Here is a 22,804-nt window from a genome sequence, read left to right on the forward strand (position 1 = left end):
AGCCAGGTCCCCAGGCGCAAGCAAGCAGTGCGTACTACGTCCTTGTATGCGAGTGGTGGAAAGCCATGCCAACGTACGCATGCGGTGCAGGGAACGGCCGTACCCGGATGGCGAAAAGGCGGGAGATCCGGACGGCTTGTGCTGTTGAACGCTGTGGACGGGGCCGGGTCGCGCGCCTCGACGGTGAGGCAGGCGGGAAGCGCTGAGCCCATACGTGCGGGAAGCGGAGGCGAAGCACCGCAACCAGAACGGCCCGGGACGCGCTAGGCCCGTACGCGCGGGAAGTGGAGAGTCGCACAGGAGGTGCGTGCCAGGCCCGTGCGCGTGAGCGGCGAGAACCGTGTAGGGGCGAGCGTTAGGCCCGTGCGTGTGGGAAGCGGAGAGTCGCACAGGAGGTGCGTGCCAGGCCCGTGCGCGTGAGCGGCGAGAACCGTGTAGGGGCGAGCGTTAGGCCCGTGCGTGTGGGAAGCGGAGAGTCGCACAGGAGGTGCGTGCCAGGCCTGCGCGCGTGAGTGACGAGAACCGTGTAAAGGGCGAGCGTTAGGCCCGTGCGTGTGGGAAGCGGAGAGCTGCACAGGAGGTGCGTGCCAGGCCTGTGCGCGTGAGCGGCGAGACCTGTGTAGGGGGCGAGCGCTGGGCCCGTATGCATGGGAGGCAGGGAAACGTGCAGGTGGTGAGTGTTGCGTCCATGTGTGTGGGAGGCGGGGAATCGCGCCGGGGGAGGGTCTATGCCCGCATGCGCAGGAGGTGAGCGCCAGGCCCGTATGCGTGGAGGTGGGGAGCCGTGCGGGCGGGGTGGGACGTGGTCGTGCCTGGGCGGGGAAAAGCGGCGGTATGTCCGGTGGGGTCGTGCTGTCGGGTGTTGCAAGGGGAGGAGCCGCGTCCCCGTCCGCAGATGCCTGTGGCGAACGCGACCGCGACGGCGGAAAGGGGGGTTGCAACGGGAGGGGTCGTGTCGTCCGTCTCCATGTGCATGAGGCTTTCTCGTGTCGGTGTGGTGGTGGCGGGCGTGGTTCTGGTGGGCGCGGTGTCGGGGGCTTTCTGGCTTGTGCCGCGAGCCGACAGGGGCACTGGTTGTCCTCGGGAAAAGCACGGCACGGTCGTCGACTGGACGCCGTTTCTGCGTTTTGGGGGGCGGACCTACCACAGCACCCTCTTCGAGGCTCCGGAACGGGTGGGGCGTGCGAAGGTCGGAGAAGAAGTGGGGAAGGTCGTCTGTCATCTCTCCTCGCGTTCGGACGCCGAACGCCTCATCTCGTCCTATCCCGACGGGACGGCTCCGTTCCTGCGGGTCGGCACCTCTGTTCATCGCCTGGTCGGTCATCCGGTCGAGTGCAGGGTCGTGGTGGACGACGAAGGGGACTTCACCGTCTATGTCGCTCGGCATGAGGTGAACGGCCGGGATGTGCCCTCCTGCCCGGACGGGACTGATTGACAGGAAAACGTGCTTGATGTGGGGACGTCGACAGTGATCGCAGTCCCTTCAGAGTGATCGCAGCCCTTCGGGTGGGCGAGTCCGTCTCTGGGGCGGCCGGTGGCGGCGGGGCGGGCCGCCCCGGGAAGGCGGCAGGGCCGGGCGGGGTCGTCGCCGTTCGTCGGCTCGAACCTGGAGACGGGCCGCCCGGGAAGCCGATCGCTTCATGGGAGTGGTGGGAGTGCTCGGCTCTCGGGCGGTTCACGGACGTCGGTGCTCACCGGGGACGGGTGGAGATCAGGGCGGGGGCCAGCGGGGGAGGAGGCGGATCTTCGGCGGGGCCAGGAGGGAGAGGGGGTCGAGGTAGGCGTCGGCTCGGCGGAGGCCCCAGTGGAGGCAGGTTTCGGGGTGGCAGTGGGAGGGGGCGGGCTGGACGGTGCCGATGACGGTGCCGATGACGGTGCCGGTGGTGACCGTGGCGCCGGAGGGCACGGCGGGGAGGACCGGCTCGTAGGTGGTGCGCAGGGGGCCGTGGGTGAGGGTGATCACGCCTCGGCCGGCCAGGTCGCGGGCGAAGGCCACGCGGCCGGGGGCGGGGGCGCGGACGGGCAGGCCGGGGCGGGCGGCCAGGTCGACGCCGCGGTGGCCGGGGAGCCAGGGGGCGGAGGGCGGGGCGAAGAGGCGGACGACCCGGGCGGGCGGCGGCAGCGGCCACCGCCATGGGAGCGGCGGTGCCGCGGGGAGGGCGGACGGCGGTGGAGCGGACCGGGGCCGGGCGGGAGGAGCCGGGACGCGCCGCGAGGCGGTGGGTGGCGGGAGGGCGGGCGAGAAGGGAGCGGAAGGCAGGAGAAGGAGAGGCGGCGGGGCGGAACGCGGGGCGGGAAATGCGGAGCCGGGGGCCGGGAGGGCGGGGGCGGAGAGGACGGACAGGGACGAGGCGGGCGGGGGCGGGAGGGGGGCGGGGAGAAAGAGGATCATGAGGTCAGGGTCGCCGCGCGGGGCGGGGGGAAGGGCGCCGAACGGGATTCTGGGGATGGCCGGGTGCTCTTCGATTCGTGGTCGGCGGTCGCGTTCCCCTAAACTGGTGGGCACGGTGCGGGTGGACTCTGTCCATCTGCCCGAATTCTCAGCGTCCGCCGGCCGCCCAGGCGGGGCGCGTCTCCCAGGTCTGCACCGTCCGAAAGCGACGGGGCAGCGGGGCGCGTCCGGACGTGACAGGCAACCGAACAGAAGAAGGAGTACGGGCCATGGCTCCCGTCGTCACCATGCGGCAGCTGCTCGAGAGCGGCGTGCACTTCGGCCACCAGACGCGTCGCTGGAACCCGAAGATGAAGCGCTTCATCCTCACCGAGCGCAACGGCATCTACATCATCGACCTCGAGCAGTCGCTCGGGCACATCGACCGCGCCTACGAGTTCATCAAGGCGACCGTCGCGCACGGCGGCACCATCCTGTTCGTCGGCACCAAGAAGCAGGCGCAGGAGGCCATCGCCGAGCAGGCCACGCGCGTCGGCATGCCGTACGTCAACCAGCGCTGGCTGGGCGGCATGCTCACCAACTTCTCCACCGTGCACAAGCGCCTGCAGCGCCTCAAGGAGCTCGAGCTCCTGGACTTCGACGACGTGGCCGGCTCGGGCATGACGAAGAAGGAGCTCCTGGGTCTCAAGCGCGAGAAGGACAAGCTGGAGAAGACCCTCGGCGGTATCCGCGACATGGCGAAGGTCCCCTCCGCCGTGTGGATCGTGGACACCAAGAAGGAGCACATCGCGATCAGCGAGGCCAAGAAGCTGAACATCCCGGTCGTCGCGATCCTGGACACCAACTGCGACCCCGACGAGGTCGACTACCCGATCCCGGGTAACGACGACGCCATCCGCGCCGTCAGCATCCTCACCCGCGTGGTCGCCGACGCCGCGGCCGACAGCCTGCTCGCCCGCTCGGGCGGCGCCGCCGCCGGTGCGGACAAGGCGGCCGAGGTCGCCGAGCCGCTGGCCGAGTGGGAGCGCGAGCTGCTCGAGGGCAAGAAGGACGAGGCCCCCGCCGAGGCCGCTGTGACCGAGGCCGCCGCCGAGGCGCCCGCCGAGGCGCCCGCCGAGGCCCCCGAGGCCGCCGCCGAGGCTCCGGCCGAAGCCGCCGCCGAGGCCCCGGCCGCAGAGTAAGTCCTCATCGAGCGCGGTCCCGCGTGCGGGACCGCACGCGGGACCGCGCTCGGTCCAGAGCACACAGCGCACCACGAAAAGGGATTCGAGAACCATGGCGAACGTCACCGCCGCCGACGTCAAGCGGCTCCGCGAGCTCACCGGCTCCGGCATGATGGACTGCAAGAACGCCCTCACCGAGGCCGAGGGCGACTTCGACAAGGCCGTAGAGATCCTGCGCCTCAAGGGCGCCAAGGACGTGGGCAAGCGCGCCGAGCGCACCGCCGGCAACGGCCTGGTCGCCGGTTACTTCCCGAGCGAGGGCGACGGCACCCTGCTGGAGCTCAACTGCGAGACCGACTTCGTCGCCAAGAACGACGGCTTCATCGCGCTCGCCGACAAGATCACCAAGTTCGCCGCCGAGTCCGGCGCCGCGGACGTGCCGGCCCTGCTGGCCGCGGAGATCGAGCCGGGCAGGACCGTCCAGGCCCTGATCCAGGAGAGCTCCGCCACCATCGGCGAGAAGCTGGAGCTGCGCCGCTTCGCCCACTTCACCGGCGCGTACGTGGCCAGCTACCTGCACAAGTCCGACCCGCAGCTGCCGCCGACCACCGGCGTGCTGGTCCAGCTGGACAAGGCCAACGCCGAGGTCGCCAAGGACATCGCCCAGCAGATCGCGGCGATGGCCCCCAAGTACCTCACCTTCGAGGAGATCCCGGCCGACGTGATCGCCAAGGAGCGGGCGCTGGCCGAGACCAAGACCCGCGAGGAGGGCAAGCCCGAGGCCGCGATCGCCAAGATCGTCGAAGGCCGGGTCAACGCCTACCTGCGCGACTTCGTCCTGCTGGAGCAGGCGTTCGTCAAGGACAACAAGAAGACCATCGCCAAGCTCCTGGACGAGGCCGGCGTCAAGGTCGAGCGGTTCGTCCGCTTCAAGGTCGGCCAGGCCTGACCACCGGCTCCCCCAGGGGAGCGATCCGCTTTCTCCTTAGCCGGGGGAAACCTAAGGTAGAACGTGAAGCAACACCGAGGAGGCCGTCGCCGTGCCGGAAAACCATCAGAATGACATAGCGACGGCCTCCAAGCACGGCTGGCGGCGGGTGCTGCTGAAGCTGTCCGGCGAGGCCTTCGCCGGCGGCCAGCCGCTCGGCATCGACCCGGTGGTGGTGCAGCACGTGGCCGAGGCGATCAAGACCGCCGTCGACGACGGCATCCAGGTCTCGGTGGTCTGCGGCGGCGGCAACATGTTCCGCGGCGCGCAGCTGTCCGAGCGCGGCATGGACCGCGCCCGCGGCGACTACATGGGCATGCTCTCCACCGTGATCAACTGCCTGGCCCTCCAGGACTTCCTGGAGCGCCTGGGCGTGGAGACCCGGGTGCAGACGGCCATCACCATGGCCCAGGTGGCCGAGGCCTACATCCCGCGCCGCGCCGTGCGCCATCTGGAGAAGGGCCGCGTCGTGATCTTCGGCGCGGGCCTGGGCCAGCCCTTCTTCTCCACCGACACCTGCGCCGCCCAGCGCGCCCTGGAGATCGGCGCGGACGCCGTCCTCAAGGGCACCCAGGTGGACGGTGTCTACGACGCCGATCCCCGCAAGAACCCGGACGCTGTGCGTTTCGACCGTTTGGACTACGGTGAGGTCCTGCGGCGTGGTCTGAAGGTCATGGACGCCACCGCCATCAGCCTGTGCATGGACAACGGCCTGCCCATCGTGGTCTTCGACCTGATGGGGGAGGGCAACATCGTGCGGGCGGTGCGGGGCGAGAAGATCGGCACCCTCGTCAGCCCGGCAGAGAACTAGACGGGAGCCAGCGCAGTGATCGATGACATCCTCCTCGAAGCCGAGGAGAAGATGGAGAAGGCGGTCTCGGTCGCCAAGGAGGACTTCACCGGTATCCGCACCGGCCGGGTCACCCCCGCCATGTTCAACAAGATCATGGTGGAGTACTACGGCGCGCTGACCCCGGTGAACCAGCTCGCCTCCTTCCACCTGCCCGAGCCGCGCATGGTGGTCATCCAGCCGTTCGACAAGAGCTCGATGGCCGCCATCGAGAAGGCGATCCGCAACAGCGACCTGGGGGTGAACCCGGGCAACGACGGCTCGATCATCCGGGTGATCTTCCCCGAGCTGTCGGAGGAGCGCCGCCGCGAGTACATCAAGATCGCGGGCGGCAAGGCCGAGGACGCCAAGGTCTCGATCCGCAACATCCGCCGCAAGGCCAACGACGGCCTGGACAAGCTCGTCAAGGACGGCGAGGCCGGCGAGGACGAGGTCCGGCGTGCCGAGAAGGAGCTCGACGAGGCGACCAAGAAGTACGTGGCCTCCGTCGACGCGCTGCTCGAGCACAAGAAGGCAGAGCTGCTCGAAGTCTGATGGCCCAGTCGACAGAGCCCACGGCCAGACGCAATCCGGGGCGCAACGTCCCGGTGGCCGTGGGAGTGGGAGCGGGACTGGGCGCACTGGTCCTGCTCTCGCTTTATACGGTGCGGCAGACCTTCATCGTGGTCGTGCTGATCTTCGGCGGGGTGGCGCTGCGGGAGCTGACCTCGGCGTTCGCCGGCCGGGGCATCAGGGTCCCGATGCTCCCCCTGGCGGTCGGCGGCGCGGCGATGCTGCCCCTGGCCTTCTACTACGGTCCCGGCGGCCTGGTCATCACCCTGGCGCTGACCGTCCTGGTCATGCTGATCTGGCGGATGAAGGACGGCTCCGAGGGCTATGTCCGCGACGCCACGGCCGGCGTCTTCACCGCCGTCTACCTGCCGTTCCTGGTGGGCTTCGCGATGCTGCTGCTGGTGCCGGAGGACGGCGCCCACCAGATCGTGGTGTTCATCGCGGTGACGGTCGCCAGCGACATCGGCGGCTTCTTCGTCGGCGCCTATCTGGGCAAGCACAAGATCGCCCCGAAGATCAGCCCGAAGAAGACCTGGGAGGGCTTCGCCGGCTCGGCGCTGACCTGCATGGCGGTCGGCGCCTGGCTGCTGCACTGGCTGCTGGACCTGCACTGGTGGCAGGGGGTGCTGCTGGGCGCCTGCGTGGTGCTGACGGCCACCCTCGGCGACCTCGTCGAGTCGATGATCAAGCGCGACCTGGGCATCAAGGACCTGGGCACCCTGCTGCCGGGCCACGGCGGGGTGATGGACCGGCTGGACTCCCTGCTGGTCACCGTCCCGGTGGTGTGGATCCTGCTGCAGGCGTTCCACTCCTTCGGGTGAGCGAGACTGGAAGCATGTCGTCGGAAGAGAACACCCCGCCCCGTCCCGGACAGCTCGTCTTCGCCGGGCCCCGGCGGGCCAAGCCGCCCCGCCATCTGGCCGATCTGACCGTCGCCGAGCGGCGGGAGGCGGTGGTGGCGCTGGGCGAGAAGCCGTTCCGCGCCGACCAGCTGTCCCGCCACTACTTCGACCGCCTCGTGGACGATCCGGCGGAGATGCCGGACCTGTCCAAGGCGCTGCGCGAGAAGCTCGTCCCCGAGCTGCTGCCGCGCCTGCTGGATCCCGTGCGGGAGCTGGCGTGCGACGGCGGCGACACGCACAAGACGGTGTGGAAGGCCTTCGACGGCGTCCTGTTCGAGTCCGTCCTGATGCGCTACCCCGACCGGGTGACGATGTGCGTCTCCTCCCAGGCCGGGTGCGGCATGAACTGCCCGTTCTGCGCCACCGGCCAGGCGGGCCTCACCCGCAACCTGTCGACCGCCGAGATCGTCGAGCAGGTGGCGGCGGGGCAGCGGGCGCTCAACCAGGGCCGTGTCGCCGGCGGTCCCGGCCGGGTCAGCAACATCGTCTTCATGGGCATGGGCGAGCCCCTGGCCAACTACAAGGCGGTGCTGGGCGCGGTGCGGCGCATCACCGAGCCGGCTCCGGCGGGCCTGGGCATCTCCCAGCGCGGCGTGACGGTCTCGACGGTGGGCCTGGTCCCGGCGATCGAGAAGCTCACCGCCGAGGGCCTCTCGGTGCGGCTGGCGGTCTCCCTGCACGCCCCCGACGACGAGCTGCGCGACACGCTCGTGCCGATCAACACCCGCTGGAAGGTGCGCGAGGTGCTGGACGCGGCTTGGGGATACGCGCGAAAGACGGGCCGCCGGGTCTCCATCGAGTACGCGCTGATCAAGGACGTCAACGACCAGGCCTGGCGTGCCGATCTGCTGGGCAGGCTCTTGAAAGGCAAGCTCGTTCACGTCAATCTGATCCCGTTGAATCCCACTCCGGGGTCGAAGTGGACGGCGTCGCGTCCCGAGGACGAGCGCGAGTTCGTCCGCAGGCTGGCCGAGCACGGGGTCGCCGTGACCGTCAGGGACACCCGGGGGAGGGAGATCGACGGCGCCTGCGGCCAGCTGGCCGCCGCCGTGAAGGCCTGACCGAGGAGGTCCTGCAAGGTGGCACGGTTCCCCCGCGTGCTGCGCGGCTACTTCGCCGGCGAGGTCGACGCCCTGCTGCTGCGGATCGAGGCGACGCTGGGCCGCGCCGACGCGCCGGTGCCCCCGATCACCGCGGACGAGCTGCGGGCGACGAAGCTGAACGTCGTGGTGCGGGGGTATGACCCGCACGCGGTGGACGGCGCCCTGATGGAGTACGCCAGGGAGCTGGAGCAGCGGGAGCGGGGCGGGGACGAGCCCTACGCCGAGACGGTCACCGGCCAGGTGCCCTGGCTGGTCCGCTGGATCCAGCGGGCGCAGTTCACCACGACCCGGCTGCGGCCGGGCTACCGCGAGCAGGACGTCGACGAGTTCCTGGACCGGGTGGTGGCGGGCCTGCTCGGCCAGGCGCCCCCGGTCTACGGGCACGACGTGCGCCAGAGCGTGTTCGGCTCGGCGTTCCTGGGGGCGGGCTACCACGAGGTCGAGGTGGACCGCTTCCTGGACGAGCTGGCCGCCGCGCTCGACCACCTCGGGCAGGCGGGAAAGGCGCCGGGTTAGGCTGGCGGCCATGGAGGGCTGCGTTTTCTGCGAGATCGCCGCGGGGCGGACCGCCGCCCACCGCGTGCTGGACGAGCCGGAGGCGGTGGCCTTCCTGGACCGGCGCCCGCTGATCAAGGGGCATGTGCTGCTGGTGCCCCGTGAGCATCACGAGACGCTGACGGACGTGCCTCCCGAGGCGCTGGGCCCGCTGTTCACGCTGGCGCAGCGGCTGGCGGGGGCGGTGCAGCGGGGCCTGGGCGCGGCCGGGTCGTTCGTGGCGATGAACAACAAGGTCAGCCAGAGCGTGCCGCACCTGCACGTCCATGTGGTGCCGCGCGACCGAGGGGACGGCCTGCGGGGCTTCTTCTGGCCCCGCCACGCCTACGACGGCGACGGGGAGGCCGCCGAGTACGCCGCGCGGATCCGGGCGGCTCTGTAAGCAGCTCAGCGCGTTCCGGCCCTGGACGGCCCTGGACTGCTCAGCGCGTTCCCCAGGTGTAGGTCTGCTTCTTGAGCTTGAGGTAGACGAAACTCTCGGTGCTGAGGACGGCGGGGACGGCGCGGATGCGGCCGAGGATCTCCAGGAGCCGCTCGTCGGTCTCGGCGACCAGCTCGACCAGCAGGTCGAAGGAGCCCGCGGTGATCACCACGTAGTCGATCTCCGGGATGGCGGCGAGCTCGTCGGCCGCCCGCTCCAGGTCGCCGCGGCACCTGATGCCGATCATCGCCTGCCGGGAGAATCCGAGCGTCATCGGGTCGGTGACCCCGACGATCTGCATGACCCCGGCGTCCAGCAGCCGCTGGACGCGCTGGCGGACCGCCGCCTCCGACAGCCCGACCGCCTTGCCGATGGCGGCGTAGGAGCGCCGGCCGTCCTGCTGAAGCTGCTCGATGATGCGCTTGGAGGTCTCGTCCAGGTGGATGCGCCGGGCGGGCTCGCTCATGGGGGACATCTTTCCGGGTCGCCTTGGGTACGGAAGCCGCAGAACCTCGCGGCCCTGTCATTGAACCGTTCCCCGCTGCGGTATCAGCTCTCTGGCGAACTATTCTCAAGTGATTCCGTCGGGAAACGCGAATTTAACAAGGGAATCCCTTGCTCGCGAGGTTATGCTCGGGAAAAGTCAGGACGACGGGAAACACGGCGGAGGTCGAGGATGACCGACAAAGTAGTGTTGCGGAACTTCGTGAACGGACGGTACGTCGACGCCGCGGACGGGCGGACCGGCGACGTCGTGGACCCCAGCACGGGCGAGGTCTACGGGCAGGCGCCCGTGTCGGGCGCGGCGGACGTCGAGGCCGCCTGCGCGGCGGCCGCCGCCGCCTTCGAGGGCTGGCGGGACGCCACGCCCAAGGACCGCAGCCTGGCCCTGCTGAGGTTCGCCGACGCGGTGGAGGCGCGGGGCGAGGAGCTCGTCGCCGCCGAGTGCCGCAACACCGGCAAGCCGCTGCAGCTCACCAGGGAGGAGGAGCTGCCTCCCATGGTGGACAACATCCGCTTCTTCGCCGGGGCGGCCCGCGTCCTGGAGGGCAGGTCCACCGGCGAGTACCTGGCCGACCACACCTCCTCGGTCCGCCGCGAGCCGATCGGCGTCTGCGCCCAGGTGACGCCGTGGAACTACCCGATGATGATGGCCGTGTGGAAGTTCGCCCCGGCGCTGGCGGCGGGCAACACCGTGGTGCTCAAGCCCTCGGACACCACCCCGGTCACCACGCTGCTGCTGGCCGAGATCGCCGCGGAGTTCCTGCCGCCGGGCGTCTTCAACGTCATCACCGGCGACCGCGGAACCGGGCGCGAACTGGTGGAGCACCCGGTCCCGCAGATGGTGTCGATCACCGGTTCGGTGCGGGCGGGCAGGGAGGTCGCCGCCTCGGCGGCCCGCGACCTGAAGAAGGTGCACCTGGAGCTGGGCGGCAAGGCTCCGGTGGTGGTGTTCGACGACGCCGACATCGCGTCCGCGGCCGAGGGCATCGCGGGCGCGGGCCTGTTCAACGCCGGCCAGGACTGCACCGCCGCCACCCGCGTCCTGGTGCAGGAGCGCATCGCCGCCGACTTCACCGCCGCCCTGGCCGAGGCGGCCGCCGGGCTGAAGACCGCGGGCCCCGAGGACCCCGACGCCTACTACGGGCCGGTCAACAACGCCGCCCAGCTCTCCCGCGTCCAGGGCTTCCTGGACCGGGTGCCCGGCCACGCCACGGTCGAGACCGGCGGCGTCCGGGTGGGGGAGCGCGGCTACTTCTTCGCCCCGACCGTCATCTCGGGGGTGCGCCAGGACGACGAGCACGTCCAGGAGGAGATCTTCGGCCCGGTCATGACGGTGCAGCCCTTCACCGACGAGGACCTCGCCGTGCGCTGGGCCAACGGCGTCAAGTACGGTCTGTCGGCGTCGGTCTGGACGAAGGACCACGGCCGGGCCATGCGGATGGCCCGGCGGCTGGACTTCGGAGCCGTGTGGGTCAACACCCACATACCCTTTGTGTCGGAAATGCCACATGGCGGCTTCAAGCACTCGGGCTACGGCAAAGACCTGTCGATGTACGGTTTCGAGGACTACACCCGGATCAAGCACGTCATGCACTACCTGGGCGTTTGACGCCCCCAGCACCACCGGCCCGGTGGCGGCGCCCCCGACCGCCGCCACCGGGCTCCGCGCAACCCCCGAAGGACTCGCAAGTCAATGACGGACACCCCCGCCATCGAGCTCGTCGGCGTCGTGAAGGAGTTCACGTCGCGCGGCGAGACCGTCCAAGCCGTCAGAGGCGTCGATCTGAGCATCGGCGAAGGGGAGTTCTTCTCCCTGCTCGGGCCCTCCGGATGCGGCAAGACCACCACCATGCGCATGATCGCGGGCTTCGAGGAGCCCACGGCGGGCGCGGTCCTCCTGCACGGGAAGGACATGGTGGGCGTGCCGCCGAACCGGCGGGACGTGAACATGGTGTTCCAGTCCTACGCGCTGTTCCCGCACATGAGCGTCGCGGAGAACGTCGCCTTCGGGCTCAGGCGCAGGAGGCTCGCCAAGCCGGAGATCACCCGCAGGGTCGGGGAGATGCTGGAGGCCGTCGGCCTCGCCGGACGGGAGAGGCACCGGCCCGCCGAGCTGTCGGGCGGCCAGCAGCAGCGGGTGGCGCTGGCCCGCGCGCTGGTCAACGGCCCCCGCGCCCTGCTGCTGGACGAGCCGCTGGCGGCGCTGGACCTCAAGCTGCGCCAGAGCATGCAGGTCGAGCTCAAGCGCATCCAGCGCGAGGTCGGCATCACCTTCGTGTTCGTCACGCACGACCAGGGCGAGGCGCTGACCCTGTCGGACCGGATCGCCGTCATGAACGACGGGCGGGTGGAGCAGCTGGGCTCCCCGCGGGAGGTCTACGAGCGGCCCGGCACCCGGTTCGTCGCGGGGTTCATCGGCACCTCCAACCTCCTGTCCGGCCGTGTCGCCGAGCGCTCGGGCGGGCACGCGGTCATCGTCCTCGGCCCCGAGGAGCGGATCGTGGTCCCCGCCGCGACGGCGGCGGGCGGCGAGCTGGAGGTGACCGTCCGGCCGGAGAAGATCGACCTGGGCGTCGAGCGGCCGCCGGACGGGGGCAGCGTGCTGCGGGGCACGGTCACCGAGGTGATCTACCAGGGCACGGCCACCCACTACAACGTCCGCACCTCCACGGGTGCGGGCGTCGTCGTGTTCGTCCAGAACACGAACGACGCGACCGACATCGCCGTACGGGGGGACAGCGTGTGGCTGTCGTGGGAACCGCGGCACTCTTACGCGATTGGAGCCTGACCGAATGAAGCACGACCCCCTCCTGCGGCGCGGCATGACCCACCGCCGCGACTTCCTCCGGCTGGTGGGGCTGGGCGGCCTCGGGCTGGCCGCCGCGGCCTGCGGCGTCGGCGGACAGGGCGGCGGGGAGAAGGTCACCGCCTCCGAGGCCGCGGAGTTCTGGCGGGGAAAGAGCCAGAACGGGCGGCTGAGCTGGGCCAACTGGGTCGGCTACGTCGAGGACGACCGCGCCACCTTGAAGAACTTCACCAAGGCCACCGGCATCGAGGTGGACTACAAGGAGGTCATCAACGAGACCTCCGAGTGGTTCGGCAAGATCAACGAGCCGCTGCGCGCCGGGCAGTCGATCGGCTTCGACCTCATGGTGATCACCAACGGCATCCAGCTGGAGCAGTGCCGCCGGCTGGGCTACCTGGCCCCGCTGGACCACTCCCGGCTGCCGAACTTCGCGGCGAACGTCGGCGCGTCGTTCAAGGACCCCGCCTACGACCCGGGCAACACCTTCACCGTCCCCTACATGTCGGGGATCACGGGCATCGCGTACAACACCAAGTACGTCAAGGAGCCGATCACCAGCTGGTCCGACCTGCTGAACCCGAAGTACAAGGGCAAGATCGGCATGATGGGCGACAGCCAGGAGCTGGGCAGCGCCGGCATGTTCCTCACCGGCGCGGACCCGGAGAAGTCCACGCCCGCCGACTGGGAGAAGGCCGCCGCCAAGCTGCGCGAGCAGCGCCCGCTGGTGCGCAAGTACTACTTCCAGGACTACATCGAGGCCGTCACCAAGGGCGACGTGTGGCTGACGATGGCCTGGTCCGGGGACGCCTACAGCTTGGCCGGGCCCGAGGTCGAGTTCGTCATCCCCGAGGAGGGCGGCACGATCTGGACCGACAACCTGTGCATCCCGCGTACCGCCGAGAACCCGGTCGACGCGCTGAAGATGATCGACTACCTGTGCGACCCGGAGGTCAACGCGCCGCTGACGGAGTTCGTCACCTACATCACGCCCGTCCCCGGCACCAAGGACGTCCTGCGGCGCAAGGCCGACGCCGCGAGCGGCGAGGAGAAGGCGGAGCTGACGGAGTTCCTGGAGAACCCGCTGGTCTACCCCGCCGAGGCCGACCTGGCGCGGCTGCGCCGTTACCGCACCCTCTCCCAGGAGGAGAAGGAGCAGTACCAGAAGATCTTCACGCCGATCGTGCAGGACTCCTAGTGCGCGGTCGGCTCGCCCCCTATCTGATGGTCCTGCCCGGCGGGCTGTGGCTGCTGGCGTTCTTCGCCGTCCCGCTGGTGCTGATGGCGTCGTTCTCGCTGATGACGGGGAACGTCGTCGACGGCTTCGACCAGGTGCTCCGCTGGCGGAACTACACCGAAGGGCTGGAGCTGTACGGCGACAAGTTCGTCCGGTCGCTCTGGTACGGCCTGCTGGCGACCGTCGCCTGCCTGCTGCTGGCCTACCCGGCCGCGGCCTGGATCGCGTTCCGGGCGGGCAGGCGCAAGTCGGTGTACCTGCTGCTGCTGTTGCTGCCCTTCTTCGTGTCGTTCGTCCTGCGCACGGTGTCGTGGAAGTTCGTGCTCGCCGACAACGGGATCGTGCTCGGCACGCTGAAGGGGTGGGGCGTGCTGCCGGACGGCTTCCACGTCCTGGGCACCACGTTCGCGGTGGTCGCGGGCCTGACGTACAACTTCCTGCCGTTCATGGCGCTGCCGATCTACGTGGCGCTGGAGCGCCTCGACCCCCGGATGCTGGAGGCGGCGCGGGACCTGTACGCCTCCCGGGCGCAGACGTTCCTGCGGGTGGTCCTGCCGCTGTCGCTGCCGGGGGTGTTCGCCGGGGCGATCATGACGTTCGTGCCGGCCTCGGCCGACTACGTCAACGCCGAGGTCCTCGGCGGCACGGAGAACGTGATGATCGGCAACATCATCTGGACGGAGTACTTCGTCAACAACGACTACCCGACGGCCTCGGCGCTGTCGTTCACGCTGATGGCGATCCTGCTCGCCGGCGTCTTCCTGTACGCCAGGGCGCTGGGGACCGAGGACGTGCTCGAGGCGGCCAGGCGATGAGGGCGCTGCGCGTCTACACCTGGGTCCTCATCGCCTGGCTGGCCCTGCCGATCGCGGTGATGATCGCCTTCGGCTTCAACGACACCGCCTCCCGGCAGAACTTCGTCTGGGAGGGCTTCACGCTCCGGTGGTACGCCCACCTGTTCGACAAGCCCGACCTCACCCGGGCGCTGGTGAACTCGCTGGTCATCGCGGTGCTGAGCACTCTGATCACCACGGTCCTGGGCACGCTGATCGGCCTGGCGCTGGGCCGCCACCGCTTCCGCGGGAAGGGCGCGGCGAACATCGTGCTGTTCGCCGCGATCGCCTCGCCGGAGCTGGTGATGGGCGCGTCCCTGCTGTCGATGTTCGTCACCTTGAACATCCCGCGCGGCATCGGGACGATCGTGGCCGCGCACGTGATGTTCTCCGTCGCGTTCGTGGCGGTGACGGTGCGGGCCCGGGCGGTGGGCCTGGATCCGGCGCTGGAGGAGGCCGCCGCCGACCTCGGCGCCTCGCGCTGGGAGGTCTTCCGCCTGGTCACCCTGCCGATGGTCCGGCCGGGGGTGCTCGCCGGCGCGCTGCTGGCCTTCGCCCTGTCCATCGACGACTTCGTCATCACCAACTTCACCAGCGGGACGACCGTGACGTTCCCGCTGTGGGTGTGGAGCTCCACCCGTACGGGAACCCCGCCCCAGGTCAACGTGATGGGCACGTTGATCTTCGCCATCGGCGTCCTGATCGCGATCGTCAACGTGGTCGGCGCACGCCGCAGGAAGACCTGACACGTGGCCCTAGTCCCGGCCGGGGAAGGCAGCGCGCCGCCGTGGCGCGGACCCCGGCCGGGGCCCAGGGGACACAGGAGAAGGGAATGTGAACGCGCTCAAGGCTCTCGCCGAGGCGGAGCCGACACCGTTCTGGCTGCAAGATCCGGCTCGTCCCGAGCCCTGTCCCTCGCTGGTGGAGACGACCGCCTGCGACCTGGCCGTCATCGGAGGCGGCTACACCGGTCTGTGGACCGCCCTGCTGGCCAAGGAACGCGACCCGGCACTGGACGTGGTGCTGGTCGACGCGGACCTCGCGGGGGAGGCGGCGTCCGGCCGCAACGGAGGCTTCTGCGCCGCCTCCCTCACCCACGGCCTGTGGAACGGAATGGAACGCTGGCCGCGCCAGATCAGGACGCTGGAGCGGCTCGGCAAGGAGAACCTGGCGGAGATCGCCGCCGCCGTCACGCGGTACGGAATCGACTGCGAATTCGAGTTCACCGGCGAGCTGAAGGTCGCCACCGAGCGCTGGCAACTGCCCGAACTGGCGCGGGAGGCGCGTTACGGCACCGCGCTCGGCCACGACATGCGGCTGCTGGACCAGGACGAGATGCGCGCGGAGGTGGACTCGCCCACCTATCTGGGCGGCCTCTGGGACGTGGAGGGGGCGGCCATGCTCCACCCCGCCCGGCTCGCGTGGGGGCTGCGTGACGCCTGCGCCGCGCTGGGCGTCCGCATCTACGAGCGCACACCTGTCACCTCACTGGAAGGAGAGCGCCGGGGAGTTCTCCTGCGAACGCCCTACGGTCGGATCCGGGCCCGTAAGGTCGCGCTGGGCACCGGTGCCTTCCCGCCGCTGCTGAAGCGACTCAAGCACTACCTGGTGCCCGTCTACGATTACGCCCTCATGACGGAGCCGCTGTCGCAGGCCCGGCTGGACGAGCTGGGCTGGTGCAACAGGCAGGGGCTGTCGGACGCGGCCAACCAGTTCCACTACTACCGGCTGACGTCGGACAACCGCATCCTGTGGGGCGGCTACGACGCGATCTACCACTTCCGCAACGGCATCCGCGCGGAGCTGGAGTCGCGTCCGGAGACGTTCGCGCGTCTGTCGAGGCACTTCTTCACCACTTACCCGCAACTCGAAGGGGTGACCTTCACGCACAGCTGGGGCGGAGTGATCGACACCTGCAGCAGGTTCTGCGCGTTCTACGGCAGGGCGATGGGCGGCCGGCTCGCCTACGCCGTCGGCTACACCGGACTGGGCGTGGGCGCCGCGAGGTTCGGCGCCCAGGTCATGCTCGACCACCTGGGAGTGGGGCCCGCGACGCGGGAGCGGGCCGAACGGGCGCGGCTGGCGATGGTCGCGGACAAGCCGCTGCCGTTCCCGCCCGAGCCGCTGCGGTTCGGAGCGATCCAGCTCACCCGCTGGTCCATCGCCCGCGCCGACGCCAACCAGGGCAGGCGCAACCTGTGGCTGCGCACCCTGGACCGCTTCGGGCTGGGCTTCGACAGCTGAGGCGGACGGGCGCCGGGCGGAGGAGCCGCCCGGCACCCGCGCCGTCAGGTGGCGAACAGCAGCGCCAGACCCCCGACGGTGTAGAAGACCATCAGCAGCAGCAGCGGGAGCTGCCCGGTCAGGGCGCGGTTCCTGGGCAGCAGCGCGACGGCCCGGTCGTGCGCGGCGAACACGCCGAGGACGTGCCCGACCACCACCGCCCCGGCCCGGATGACGGCCTGGGCGGTGTCGCTGAGCATCTGGTAGTCGATGACCCAGCCGCGGGTTCCGAGGTAGTCGGCCTGGGTGACGAACGGGTCCGTCCACAGCTTCAGCGCCTGCTGGCCGCCGAAGAACAGCAGGGTGAAGTAGTGCGCGACCAGGTAGCCGACCGCGATGGGGATCAGCGACGGGGCCAGCGCTCCCGGGGCTCCGGGGCCGATGAGGCGGGTGCACAGCCAGTAGGTGAGCGCCACGAGGCCCACCAGCACGGCCAGCCCGAGCGTGCCCATCAGGACGCGCGGCAGCGGCCCCGACTGCACCTGGCCGACCCACCACGGGGAGCGGGAGAACCCGTCGTAGGCGGTGGAGCCGAGCATCACGCACACGACCGCGACCAGTCCCGGCGCGGCCTTCAGCCCGGCCAGCCCGTCGAACGGGTTGCGCAGCACCAGCCGGCCGTCGTCGCGGCGGCCCAGCGGGGACAGCCGGCCGATGAGCGCGGAGTAGACCTCGAACGGGTCGCCCTTGTCGAAGAACGCGGCGCCGAACACCAGCGAGCCGACGACCATGACGACCGCGTACACCGCGAACCAGGCGAGCAGCGCCCACCCCTCCTCGCGGTCGGGCGGGATGAGCTCCAGCCACGTGAAGGCGAACAGGCCGACGGCGGCGGGCCAGTAGCCGAGCCAGGGCGGCAGCTGCGCCAGCGGCCTGCCCCCGCTGATCAGGGAGAGCCCCGCGTGCACCGCCCGCAACGGGTTCAGCAGCCGCCACACCGGCCCGAACAGCAGCGACAGCGGGACCAGGCCCACCCAGAACAGGACGTAGACGGTCCAGGGCGCGGGGTTGGCCGCGCCTTCCGCGCCGAACAGGGCGGCGGCGACGGTCAGGGCGGCGGCGACCGCGCCGATCAGCCGCAGGGCGAACCGGGTGGCGCGCGCGTCGGCGAAGGACTGCAGCCCGGCGGGGACGGGCCGGCCCTTCTCCCCGTCGAAGCGGGAGTCGCGCCACAGCACGCCCACCGCCATGAAGGAGACCAGGACGGCCAGCGCCGCCCCGGCCAGCAGGAACGACAGGGGGATCGGCAGGTCCTGGCGGCCGCCGATCCCGTGGGCGAGGACCATCAGGAGACCTCGAGGTTGAACAGCAGCAGCCCGGAGTCGTGGGTCTCGACCTCGAACCTGCCGCTCTGGTCGGCGGTGAACTCGACCACCGCGGTCTCGCCGGCCTTGAGGGCGGCGGTCCTGTCATAACCGTGGACGTGCAGCTCGTCGGCCTTGTCGCTGGTGACCTCGATGCGCACCTTGCCGCCCTTGGCGATCTTGTGGGTGGACGGGCGGGGCGCTACCTTGCTCCCGTTGACGGCCACCTTGATCAGCGTCCCGTCGAAGGCGGGCTCCTCCGGGGTCCCGGTGGCCGGGGCGCTCGCGGCCGGCTCGGACGCCGGCGCCGACGAGGCGGCGGGGGAGGGGGCGGCCTCCTTCTCCTCCTCGCCGCCGCAGGCGGCGGCGAGGAGGGACAGCGCGAGAACGGGGGCGAGGGCGCGGGCGCGGAACACGAGGCACTCCTGAGCTCGGGGGAAGCTGGTGCCGGTCAGTCTAGGGACCCCCGAGGGAGCCGGTCAGTCGTCGATGCTCTCGGCGGAGAAGATGGCCGAGGAGACCTCGTAGTAGAGCTGCTCGGGGTAGGGCATGAAGGTCACCTCGCGGAACGCCTGGTCGTCTCCGGCGCTCTCCATGATGAAGGTGCCGTAGTCCAGGATCTCGCCGAGCACGGTGCGCTCCATCTTGATGTCGGTGACCTTGCCGCGGGGGATCATGCCGACGCGGCGGGCGATGAGGCCGCGGATGTACATGAGGCGCAGGTCGGTGACGATGAAGAACTCCACCGTCCAGGTGAGCAGCTTCCACAGCAGCCGGCCCAGCACCAGGAGCCAGGCGACCCAGACGACGGCGGCCGCCATGCCGCCGCCGAGCCAGCCGGTGAGGGCGCCGGCGACGACGAGCCCGCCGATCGTCTCGCAGAAGTAGCGCAGCAGCACGGCCGGGTGGCGGCGCACCGCGATGACGTTGCCCTCGTTCGCCATGAGGTACTTGCGGAACACACGGGCCCTGGTCCGTTCCCGGACGACCATCACCTGGTTGAAGCGCACGCCTTTCAGCATCGCACACGAGCGGCCCGCCGCCCCGGTCCGGCGGTGCCGGGTTCGGCCGCACTAAGCCTATAAACTCGACCAACTAAGTGGGTAATATGGCGTCATGGATTCCACAACATTCGCCGCCAAGGTCGAGGGTCTGGCCCCCGGTGAGGGGCGGCTGCTCGGCGTCGTCCCCATGGAGGGCACCCGCACCGCGCTGGTGGTCGTCGGCCACCTCGTGGACCTGGACACCGGCAGCGGGGCGTCCCCGCTGCCCGGATTCTCCGCCCCGATCCCCGGACTCCCCTCGCCCGCCCAGGACGACGGCCTGGTCGTCGACCCGGTGGCCCGCTCCGTGCGGGCGGACGGGCGCGTCATCCCGCTGACCTACCAGGAATTCGAACTGCTGACGCACCTGACGGCCAGTCCTGGCCGGGTCCACTCGCGGGGCCAGCTCCTGCGGGCGGTGTGGGGCCACACCGACGCCGGATCCCTGCGCACGGTGGACGTGCACATCCACCGGCTCCGCAGCAAGCTCGGGGGATACCGCGAACGGATCGTCACGGTCCGGAGGCTGGGCTACATGTACACCAAGCGCTGACTTACGCTGACGCGTTTGTTGAGTTTGGGGCAGGTTGACCTGTGATGCGCCCGAAGTGCAACATGAGCTTTCCGAACGACGGGTGACGGCTATTACAGGATTGCGCAGGTTGCCATGGCTCTGCTCAAGCCCCGGATGCGCAGCATCCGGGCCCGGATCGCCCTGCTGCTGGTCATCCCCCTGCTCTCGCTCCTGGGCCTGTGGGGTTTCGCCCTGTCCCTCACCTTCCCCGACGCGCAGGGCAAGTTCCGGATCGACACGGCGTACGACGGCATCGGGCTGGCCGCGGCGTCCCTGATGGGGACGCTGCAGTACGAGCGCAAGCTCAGCGCCGTCCACGTCGCGAGCGGCCAGGGCAACGACGGCCAGGTCTACCAGCAGCTCCTCATGGTGCGCGGCGAGGTCGACAAGTACGTGGCCGCCTACCGCGAGAAGGTGCTGACCGACGAGATGCGCGACGTGGTCGGCGACCGCACCGCCGGGCTCATCGACGATTTCAACGTCGAGCTCAACAAGCTGGCCGAGCTCCGCGGACGCGTCGACGAGCAGGAGATCGACGTCGACGAGATCTCCACCGCCTACACCCGGCCGACCATGGCCTCGCTCAGCGTCTTCGACTCCCTCGTCCTGGCCGACGACGTCGAGCTCTACCGCAAGAGCAGCGCGCTCATCTCCTACACCTGGGCGCGCGAGTTCGTCATGCAGGAGGACGTCATGGTCAGCGCCGCCCTCGCGGGCGACGGGCGCCTGACCAGGGAGCAGATCCAGAACTTCGCCGTCCTCTCCGCCGGGCAGCAGCAGATGACCCGGATGTCGCAGAAGGACCTGGGGAGCGAGGTGGGGCCCCTGATGGCGGAGGTCGTCGGATCCCCCCAGTACGCCGGCCTCGTCAAGCTGGAGAAGGCGATCGCCGCGACCGAGGACACCCGCTCGGGCCGGCTGCCCGCCTCGGTCGCGCAGGAGTGGCCGGGCACGATCGAGCAGCTCCTCGCGCTGTGGGAGACCAACATCAACAAGTCCGGCGCGATCCTCAAGGGCGACGCCGAGCCGATCGGGGACCGCGTCATCTGGCGCCTGTCCATCGCCGCCGGCGTCGGCCTGCTGGCGGTCGTCGCGTCCATCCTGCTGACCGTGACGCTCGTGCGCAGCCTCACCCGGGAGATCGGGCAGCTGCAGAGCGCCGCGCGGGAACTGGCCGAGCGGCGCCTGCCCTGGGTCGTCGGCCGGCTGCGGCGCGGTGAGACCGTCGAGGTGGAACGGGAGGTGCCGCCGCTGGACATCGGCGCGCGCACCACCGAGATCGCCCGGGTCGCCGACGCGTTCAACCGGGTGCAGAACACCGCCATGCAGACCGCGGTCGGCGAGGCGCACCTGCGCAAGGGCATCAGCCGCGTCTTCCTCAACCTCGCCTGGCGCAGCCAGTCGCTGCTGCACCGGCAGCTGCGCATGCTGGACGCGCTGGAGCGCAAGGCGCCCGACCCCGACACCCTCAACGACCTGTTCCAGCTCGACCACCTCACCACCCGCATGCGGCGGCACGCCGAGGGCCTCATCATCCTCTCGGGCGCGGCGCCCGGCCGCTCCTGGAGCAAGCCGGTGCACATGTCCGACGTGCTGCGCGGCGCGGTCGCCGAGGTCGAGGACTACACCCGGGTCGAGGCGGTGTCGCTCTCCCCGGTGGCGCTCACCGGCGCCGCCGTCACCGACGTCATCCACCTGCTGGCCGAGCTCATCGAGAACGCCACCGCCTACTCCCCGCCGCCCACCGAGGTGCTGGTGCACGGCGAGGTCGTGGGCAACGGGTTCGCCGTGGAGATCGTCGACCGGGGCGTGGGCCTGACCCCCGCGGAGTTCGCCGAGCTCAACGAGCGCCTGGCCAAGGCGCCGGAGTTCGACCTGGCCGACACCGACCGGCTCGGCCTGTTCGTGGTCTCGCGGCTGGCGGCGCGGCACGGCATCAAGGTGACGCTGCAGCCCTCGGCGTACGGCGGGGTCAGCGCGGTCGTGGTGATGCCGCACTCGCTGATCGTGCCGGAGTCGGCGATCGGCGACGAGCAGCCCTCGATCGAGGCGGGCCGTCCCGGCCCGGCGCCGGCGGACTCCGGCCCCTGGCCCGTGCCGGCGGACTCCGGTCCCTGGCCGGTGCCCTCCCTCCCGCCGTCCCCCGCGGCCTCCCCGGCCCCCGCCCCGGCCCCGATGCGGCCGTCGGCTCCGGTACGGCCGTCCGCGCCCCCGGCCCTCGCCCCCGCGGGCGCCGCCTCCAGCGTCGTCCCGCCGAGCGAGGAGGGCGGGCTGCCCCGCCGCGTCCGGCAGAACAGCCTGGCCCCGCAGCTGCGCCAGACCCCGCTGGCGGCGCCCGAGGCCGAACAGCAGGAACCGGACGACCGCGACCCCGAGATCAGCCGTAACCTTTTCAGTTCGCTGCAGGCGGGCTGGCAGCGGGCCCGGAACGAGAACGACGAGGACGGATACGGATCATGAGCAACACCCGTGCGGCCACCGAGCTGAGCTGGCTGCTGGACGACCTGGTCAACCGGGTCGGTGAAGTGCGCAAGGCCATCGTCCTGTCCCGGGACGGGCTGGTGATGGGCGTCTCCCAGGGGGTGAGCCGGGAGGAGGGCGACCACCTGGCGGCCCTGGCCTCCGGGCTGCACAGCCTGGCCGGCGGGACCCGGGTGCACTTCGGCGCGGGCGAGGTCCGCCAGACGATCGTCGAGCTGGACACCGGCCTGTTCTTCGTGGCGGCGGCGGGCAGCGGGAGCTGCCTGGCGGTGCTGAGCCAGGCCGACGCCAACGCCGGGCTGGTCGCCTACGAGATGTCGATGCTGGTCAAGCGGGTGCGCAGGCTGCTCTCGGCGGCGCCGCGGCAGCCGGGGGCCGGCGATGGGCAGATTTGACGAGCGCTGGGTCGATGAGGAGGCGGGGCCGATCGTCCGGTCCTACGCGATGGTCCGGGGCCGCACCCAGCCCCGGGGCATCACGCTCGACCTGGTGTCCCTGCTGTGCGCGACCGGTCGGGAGCCGCCTCCCGACCGGCGGCTCTCCCGGGAGGAGACGCACCTGCTGGCCCTGTGCTGGCAGCCGGCGGCGGTCGCGGACCTCGCGTCGGACCTCGACCTGCCGCTCGGCGTGGTGAAGGTGCTCGCCGGCGAGCTGTGCCATCTGAACCTGCTGGAGGTGCGCAAGCCCGGCCGCCGCATGGTGCAGGCCGACCAGGCGCTCCTCCAGCGGGTCCTGGAGGACCTCAAGGCGCTGTGAGCCATGGCCTTGGGGGGGCGTTTCGCCCGCCCCTCGGCGGATGCCCGCTTCCCGGCTCCG

General features: G+C 70.7%; 24 protein-coding genes. 19 read left to right on the forward strand and 5 right to left on the reverse strand.

The window, feature by feature from the left end; genetic code table 11:
• Positions 1–952 precede the first annotated feature (952 nt).
• Positions 953–1,435, forward strand: a complete 483-nt coding sequence (locus ABD140_RS19745) for a hypothetical protein (protein ID WP_344242356.1) — start codon at positions 953–955, stop codon at positions 1,433–1,435.
• Positions 1,436–1,711: 276 nt separating this feature from the next.
• Here ABD140_RS19745 and ABD140_RS19750 read toward each other — a convergent pair whose 3' ends face one another.
• Positions 1,712–2,392, reverse strand: coding sequence for a peptidoglycan DD-metalloendopeptidase family protein (locus ABD140_RS19750; RefSeq protein ID WP_344242357.1), 681 nt, complete (start codon positions 2,390–2,392; stop codon positions 1,712–1,714).
• Between the two features lie 269 nt (positions 2,393–2,661).
• On the opposite strand from ABD140_RS19750, the gene rpsB reads away from it, so the two are divergent.
• The 8 genes from rpsB to ABD140_RS19790 all read left to right on the forward strand — a co-directional run bounded on the left by rpsB (position 2,662) and on the right by ABD140_RS19790 (position 8,887).
• On the forward strand, positions 2,662–3,573 hold the full coding sequence (gene rpsB, locus ABD140_RS19755; RefSeq protein ID WP_344242358.1) for a 30S ribosomal protein S2: 912 nt from the start codon (positions 2,662–2,664) through the stop codon (positions 3,571–3,573).
• A 94-nt stretch (positions 3,574–3,667) separates the two neighbouring features.
• Positions 3,668–4,504, forward strand: a complete 837-nt coding sequence (gene tsf, locus ABD140_RS19760) for a translation elongation factor Ts (RefSeq protein ID WP_344242359.1) — start codon at positions 3,668–3,670, stop codon at positions 4,502–4,504.
• A 91-nt stretch (positions 4,505–4,595) separates the two neighbouring features.
• Positions 4,596–5,354, forward strand: coding sequence for a UMP kinase (gene pyrH, locus ABD140_RS19765; RefSeq protein WP_344242360.1), 759 nt, complete (start codon positions 4,596–4,598; stop codon positions 5,352–5,354).
• Between the two features lie 15 nt (positions 5,355–5,369).
• Complete coding sequence (gene frr / locus ABD140_RS19770; protein WP_344242361.1) at positions 5,370–5,927, forward strand: ribosome recycling factor; 558 nt, start codon at positions 5,370–5,372, stop codon at positions 5,925–5,927.
• The gene (locus ABD140_RS19775) at positions 5,927–6,766 is read left to right on the forward strand and encodes a phosphatidate cytidylyltransferase (protein ID WP_344242362.1); all 840 of its coding nucleotides are present in this window, start codon (positions 5,927–5,929) and stop codon (positions 6,764–6,766) included. Before frr ends, ABD140_RS19775 begins: the two co-directional genes overlap by 1 nt.
• Before the next feature lie 14 nt (positions 6,767–6,780).
• On the forward strand, positions 6,781–7,908 hold the full coding sequence (rlmN, locus tag ABD140_RS19780; RefSeq protein WP_344242363.1) for a dual-specificity RNA methyltransferase RlmN: 1,128 nt from the start codon (positions 6,781–6,783) through the stop codon (positions 7,906–7,908).
• Between the two features lie 18 nt (positions 7,909–7,926).
• Positions 7,927–8,466: a DivIVA domain-containing protein gene (locus ABD140_RS19785; protein WP_344242364.1), complete on the forward strand. Its 540-nt coding sequence runs from the start codon at positions 7,927–7,929 to the stop codon at positions 8,464–8,466.
• Between the two features lie 10 nt (positions 8,467–8,476).
• Positions 8,477–8,887 carry an HIT family protein gene (locus tag ABD140_RS19790; RefSeq protein WP_344242365.1) on the forward strand — a complete coding sequence of 137 codons (411 nt, stop codon included), beginning with the start codon at positions 8,477–8,479 and terminating at the stop codon, positions 8,885–8,887.
• Positions 8,888–8,927: 40 nt separating this feature from the next.
• On the opposite strand, the gene ABD140_RS19795 is transcribed toward ABD140_RS19790, so the two are convergent.
• A complete protein-coding gene (locus tag ABD140_RS19795; protein WP_425544134.1) occupies positions 8,928–9,392 on the reverse strand; it encodes an Lrp/AsnC family transcriptional regulator in 465 nt (154 codons plus the stop codon).
• A gap of 210 nt (positions 9,393–9,602) precedes the next feature.
• Between ABD140_RS19795 and ABD140_RS19800 the strand changes: the two genes are divergently transcribed.
• From ABD140_RS19800 to ABD140_RS19825, 6 genes are all read left to right on the forward strand, one after another.
• Positions 9,603–11,039 (forward strand): gamma-aminobutyraldehyde dehydrogenase, encoded by a 1,437-nt coding sequence (locus ABD140_RS19800; protein ID WP_344242367.1) that lies wholly within the window; start codon positions 9,603–9,605, stop codon positions 11,037–11,039.
• An 84-nt stretch (positions 11,040–11,123) separates the two neighbouring features.
• The gene (locus ABD140_RS19805; protein WP_344242368.1) at positions 11,124–12,218 is read left to right on the forward strand and encodes an ABC transporter ATP-binding protein; all 1,095 of its coding nucleotides are present in this window, start codon (positions 11,124–11,126) and stop codon (positions 12,216–12,218) included.
• A 4-nt stretch (positions 12,219–12,222) separates the two neighbouring features.
• A complete protein-coding gene (locus ABD140_RS19810) occupies positions 12,223–13,431 on the forward strand; it encodes an ABC transporter substrate-binding protein (protein WP_344242369.1) in 1,209 nt (402 codons plus the stop codon).
• 26 nt (positions 13,432–13,457) lie between these two features.
• Positions 13,458–14,285 (forward strand): ABC transporter permease, encoded by an 828-nt coding sequence (locus ABD140_RS19815; RefSeq protein ID WP_344242490.1) that lies wholly within the window; start codon positions 13,458–13,460, stop codon positions 14,283–14,285.
• A complete protein-coding gene (locus ABD140_RS19820; protein ID WP_344242370.1) occupies positions 14,282–15,049 on the forward strand; it encodes an ABC transporter permease in 768 nt (255 codons plus the stop codon). The genes ABD140_RS19815 and ABD140_RS19820 overlap by 4 nt, the downstream gene beginning before the upstream one ends.
• Positions 15,050–15,137: 88 nt before the next feature.
• Positions 15,138–16,547 (forward strand): NAD(P)/FAD-dependent oxidoreductase, encoded by a 1,410-nt coding sequence (locus ABD140_RS19825; protein ID WP_344242371.1) that lies wholly within the window; start codon positions 15,138–15,140, stop codon positions 16,545–16,547.
• A gap of 44 nt (positions 16,548–16,591) precedes the next feature.
• On the opposite strand, the gene ABD140_RS19830 is transcribed toward ABD140_RS19825, so the two are convergent.
• From ABD140_RS19830 to ABD140_RS19840, 3 genes are all read right to left on the reverse strand, one after another.
• The gene (locus ABD140_RS19830; protein ID WP_344242372.1) at positions 16,592–17,872 is read right to left on the reverse strand and encodes a hypothetical protein; all 1,281 of its coding nucleotides are present in this window, start codon (positions 17,870–17,872) and stop codon (positions 16,592–16,594) included.
• Positions 17,872–18,306 (reverse strand): cupredoxin domain-containing protein, encoded by a 435-nt coding sequence (locus ABD140_RS19835; protein WP_344242373.1) that lies wholly within the window; start codon positions 18,304–18,306, stop codon positions 17,872–17,874. The genes ABD140_RS19830 and ABD140_RS19835 overlap by 1 nt, the downstream gene beginning before the upstream one ends.
• 63 nt (positions 18,307–18,369) lie before the next feature.
• Positions 18,370–18,900, reverse strand: coding sequence for a PH domain-containing protein (locus ABD140_RS19840; RefSeq protein WP_344242374.1), 531 nt, complete (start codon positions 18,898–18,900; stop codon positions 18,370–18,372).
• 106 nt (positions 18,901–19,006) lie between these two features.
• On the opposite strand from ABD140_RS19840, the gene ABD140_RS19845 reads away from it, so the two are divergent.
• From ABD140_RS19845 to ABD140_RS19860, 4 genes are all read left to right on the forward strand, one after another.
• Positions 19,007–19,486, forward strand: a complete 480-nt coding sequence (locus ABD140_RS19845; protein WP_344242375.1) for a winged helix-turn-helix domain-containing protein — start codon at positions 19,007–19,009, stop codon at positions 19,484–19,486.
• Positions 19,487–19,600: 114 nt separating this feature from the next.
• Positions 19,601–21,967 (forward strand): sensor histidine kinase, encoded by a 2,367-nt coding sequence (locus ABD140_RS19850; protein ID WP_344242376.1) that lies wholly within the window; start codon positions 19,601–19,603, stop codon positions 21,965–21,967.
• The gene (locus ABD140_RS19855; protein WP_344242377.1) at positions 21,964–22,383 is read left to right on the forward strand and encodes a roadblock/LC7 domain-containing protein; all 420 of its coding nucleotides are present in this window, start codon (positions 21,964–21,966) and stop codon (positions 22,381–22,383) included. Before ABD140_RS19850 ends, ABD140_RS19855 begins: the two co-directional genes overlap by 4 nt.
• A complete protein-coding gene (locus tag ABD140_RS19860; RefSeq protein ID WP_344242378.1) occupies positions 22,370–22,744 on the forward strand; it encodes a DUF742 domain-containing protein in 375 nt (124 codons plus the stop codon). Before ABD140_RS19855 ends, ABD140_RS19860 begins: the two co-directional genes overlap by 14 nt.
• The last annotated feature ends 60 nt before the right edge of the window (positions 22,745–22,804 follow it).

Origin of the sequence: Actinocorallia libanotica (genome assembly GCF_039525175.1) — a bacterium.
In the GTDB taxonomy this organism is placed as follows: domain Bacteria; phylum Actinomycetota; class Actinomycetes; order Streptosporangiales; family Streptosporangiaceae; genus Actinocorallia; species Actinocorallia libanotica.